Annotated in this window: 3 protein-coding genes; all 3 read right to left on the reverse strand. The window is 53.4% G+C overall.

Annotated features, from left to right (window positions below):
• Positions 1-222: 222 nt before the first annotated feature.
• Positions 223-2,964 carry a valine--tRNA ligase gene (locus H8Q75_RS05115; RefSeq protein WP_041429065.1) on the reverse strand — a complete coding sequence of 914 codons (2,742 nt, stop codon included), beginning with the start codon at positions 2,962-2,964 and terminating at the stop codon, positions 223-225.
• 25 nt (positions 2,965-2,989) lie between these two features.
• Complete coding sequence (gene fabG, locus H8Q75_RS05120; RefSeq protein WP_024124566.1) at positions 2,990-3,727, reverse strand: 3-oxoacyl-[acyl-carrier-protein] reductase; 738 nt, start codon at positions 3,725-3,727, stop codon at positions 2,990-2,992.
• Positions 3,728-3,855: 128 nt separating this feature from the next.
• The coding region (locus tag H8Q75_RS05125; protein WP_297040853.1) for a DUF4351 domain-containing protein at positions 3,856-4,399 on the reverse strand (544 nt) is incomplete at its 5' end.

The raw sequence follows: 4,399 nt of genomic DNA on the forward strand, positions 1-4,399 counted from the left end.
ATATCAAGCAGTGCCAAGTGATGGGCTTTATTGTCTATAAGCCCAATCAGACTAACAGCGGCTACAGCGGTTATCGCTATTAAAGCTGAATTAAAGCTGAGATCTTCTCAGTTCATTACAGTTGAATTGCAGACTAGGGGGGAAACACCCCCCTAGTCATTCCGCTACGTTTGACAGGCTCGCGATCTCAACACGAGAGCTTGCTGTGCCGTTTTCTACTCGTCAGGGTTGGGTTTTGTCATCGACCCCCAAGGATTGGAGTCGGTGCTCAATAATTGCCAGTTGCTGTTGGGCGGCAGCCAATTGTGCCTGGGCCGTAGCAACCACCTCTGGCTGGGCTTTGTTGACAAAATTAGGGTTGTTGAGGCGAGCTGTTAAAGATTGAAGGTCTTTCCTCAGGCGATCGCTCTCCTTCTGGAGCTTCGTTACCAAGGCCTCCAGATCTACGACCCCCCCTAGGGGAATGAGCACCTCGCTCTTGCCAACAACACCACTAAAGACCTGCTGTGGAATTTGCAGCCCGGTGCCAATGGTTAGGGACTCGAGGCGAGCCAAGTGTTGAATATCAGCAGCTCCAGCTTTGAAGATGGATGCTTCCTCAGCACTTGCCTCAATCAGGGCGGCAATATACAATCCCGGCTTAATCCCTGCCTCTGCCCGCAGATTCCGAATTGTGCGGATGGTTTCAATCAAAAGACTAAATTGGGCTTCAAGCTCAGGGTCAATGGCGCGGCGATTCACTTTCGGGTAGGGTTGTACCGCTAAAACTTCACTGTCTCCCACCTGATGCAGCGTGTGCCAAATTTCCTCTGTAATGTGGGGCATGAAAGGATGGAGCAGCTTCAAGGTACCATCGAGAACCGTGGCCAGTACTTGCTGAGCAGTGCGCTTGGCTTTGGCGTTTTCCCCTTGTAAACGAGGTTTCGCCAGTTCAATGTACCAGTCGCAAAAATCCCCCCAGATGAATTCGTAGAGTCCCTTGGCCGCCTCCCCCAGGCCATAGCTTTCAATGCGCTCGCGGGTGGTTTGAATGGCTGTATGGTAGCGACTGAGAATCCAGCGATCGCTAGCGGTCAGGTCCTGGCGTCGCGGGGTTCCCAACTGGCTAGGGGTTTGTCCCTCTAGATTCAGCAGCACAAAGCGGGAGGCATTCCAAAGTTTGTTGGCAAAGTTGCGCGCCGCCTCGACGGTTGCCGACTCATCGGTTTTGCGGTTGTAGGCCAAGCGAATATCCTGACCAGCGCCCACGACTTCCTTGACCAAGCTATAGCGCAGCGCATCGGTGCCGTATTTTTCAATTAAAATCAGCGGGTCAATGCCATTATTGGCGGACTTGGACATTTTTTTGTTGTTTTCATCCCGCACCAAGCCGTGGATATAGACATCACGGAAGGGGATTTTACCTGTGAAGTACTGACCCATCATTGTCATCCGTGCCACCCAGAAAAAGATAATGTCAAACCCGGTAACAAGGGTGGTGTTGGGGTAATAGCGGCGATAGTCTGGCGTATCATCGGGCCAACCCAACGTAGAAAAGGGCCATAGGCCAGAGGAAAACCACGTATCCAATACGTCTTGATCCTGCTGGAGTTGAATGTCCTCGCCAAATTGGGCAATTGCCTTGGCGCGGGCAGCCGTCTCATCCATTGCCACCACAAAGGGAGTATCATCGCGCACTTCGCCCTCGGTTTCACTGACCACGTACCAAGCGGGAATTTGATGCCCCCACCACAGTTGCCGTGAAATACACCAATCCCGCAAGTTCACCAGCCAATCGCGATAGACCTTTGCCCAGCGATCCGGAATAAAGCGAGGGGAATGCCGTCTATCCAAGGCTTTGAGGGCGGCATCCGCCAAGGGACGAATTTTCACAAACCATTGGGTAGACAGCAGCGGTTCAATGGGTACTTTGCCGCGATCGCTATAGGGAACGGTGTGCTTATAGTCCTCCACCCGCACCAAAAAGCCCTCCGCTTCTAGACGAGCCACCACCTGTTTACGAGCCACAAAGCGGTCCAGACCCGCAAACTCGCCGGCATTCTCATTGAGCGTGCCATCTTTGTTCATCAGGTTAATCATCGGTAGGCGATGGCGTTGCCCCATGACAAAGTCATTGGGATCGTGAGCAGGGGTGACCTTGACACAGCCGGTGCCAAAGGTGGGATCCACCAAGGGATCCCCAATAATCGGAATCTCCCGATTCATAAGCGGCAGGCGCAGTGTTTTGCCAATCAAATGGCGATAGCGATCGTCCTCTGGGTGAACCGCCACTGCCGTATCCCCCAGCATCGTTTCCGGACGGGTTGTGGCCACCTCCAAATACCCTGACCCATCTGTCAGGGGATAGCGCAAATGCCAGAGATGCCCCTGCACCTCACGGTTTTCTACCTCTAAATCCGAGACCGCCGATTGACTGGAGGGACACCAGTTTACTAAATACTTACCGCGATAGATGAGTCCTGCTTCATAAAGCTGATTAAAAGCTGTAAGAACTGCCCGCGACAGCCCCTCATCCATCGTAAAGCGTTCCCGCGACCAATCCACCGACAGCCCCAAGCGGCGAATTTGGCCGACAATTGTCTTCCCTGAGGACTCTTTCCATGCCCAAGCTCGCTTTAGATAGGCCTCCCGTCCCAAGGCAAAGCGGTTGGTGCCCTCCGCCTGCAACTGTTGATCCAAAATCGTGCTAACGGCAATACTGGCATGGTCTGTCCCCGGTAGCCAGAGAACGTTGCGGCCAATCATGCGGTGATAGCGAATCAGAACATCAATCAGGGCATGCTCAAAGGCGTGCCCCATGTGTAAGCTACCAGTGACATTAGGAGGCGGAATGACAATGCAATAGGGTTTACCAGGGTGGTTGGGGTCCGCGTGAAAGACACCACTGCTTTCCCAGAGCTGTTGCCACTTGGCCTCCGTTTGCTTGGGATCGTATTGACTGGGGAGGGTAATCGCGTCGGTCATGGGTTGCTGCACTACTCCAAGGCGCCTAGGCCATCACCATACCACCATCCACATTGAAGACTTGCCCCGTAATGTAGGCGGCTGCTGGATCCAAGGCTAAAAAGCGCACCATCCCCGCCACTTCTGTGGGTTCGCCATACCGTCCTAGGGGAATGAATTTAAGAATCTCCTCTGCTTTGAGTCCAGCTGTCATCTCAGTGGCAATAAAGCCGGGGGCAACGGCATTGACGGTAATACCTCGACTGGCGAGTTCTTTGGCCACGGTTTTGCTAAACCCAATCACACCAGCTTTGGCAGCACTGTAGTTGGCTTGGCCGGGGTTGCCCATTTGCCCTGCCACCGACGCAATGTTGATAATCCGTCCCCGCTTTTGCTTGAGCATCAGTTTACTTACCGCCCGAGTACACAGAAAAACCCCTGTCAGGTTCAGGTTAATCACCGCCTGCCAGTCCTCGAGGCTCATACGCAGCAGCAGCGTGTCGCGGGTAATACCGGCATTGTTGACCAGTACATCCACACGGCCGTAGGTTTCTACGGTTTTGGCTACGAGAGTATCGACCTGCTCAGGGACAGACACATCGGCAGCGATCGCGATCGCTGTCCCCCCTTGTTGTTCAATCATTTGAACGACTTCAAGGGCCGCTTCAGCAGAACGGGCGTAGTTGACAACCACAGTGGCTCCTTCCTTGGCCAATTCGAGGGCGATCGCCCGACCAATCCCCCGTGAGGCACCAGTGACAATGGCAACGGTTGCTTCGCTCAAATTAGTTCTCTCCTAAGGGCAAAAATGCTCCACCTATGAATAACCCATCACAAATTTTAACAGCGGATGTTACCCCTCTTGGGGCTATGGCATGTCATCGCAATTGATCAGCAATCGAGGCGGTATTGTTAGGCGGAGCGATTTAGCCACGCAAATACTTCCTCTAGGTCAGTGAAGTCTAGAAGTGCTTCTGCCAAAGCTTCGATTTGATTGGGAGAGAGGTGACGAATGCATTCTTCAAGCTCCCTAGGCACACTCCCAAACCGCCGCCTCAGCAGGCGCAAGACAACTAGCACTTCTCCCTCCTGCAAGCCTTGCTGTAATCCCTGCTGTAATCCCTGTTGCAAGCCCTGTTGCAAGCCCTGTTGCAAGCCCTGTTGCAAGCCCTGTTGCAATCCCTGTTGCAAGCCCTGTTGCAATCCCTGTTGCAATCCCTGCTGCAAGCCTTGTTGCAATCCCTGTTGCAAGCCTTGGTGTAATCCCTGTTGCAATCCCTGTTGCAAGCCTTCCTGAAGTCCTTCTTCTCGTCCCTCTTGTCTTCCTTCTTGTAATCCTTCCTCCCGCGCCTCAGCGTACACCTCCCGATAAAACCGTGTCCGCTTCAGTTCCTCAGTAGTAAACCCCAACATCCGCAACACCTCCTCCCGACTCAGCTCCGTGAACTTGTACAGC

Source organism: Thermosynechococcus sp. OHK43 (genome assembly GCF_014466085.1).
Classification (GTDB): Bacteria; Cyanobacteriota; Cyanobacteriia; order Thermosynechococcales; family Thermosynechococcaceae; genus Thermosynechococcus.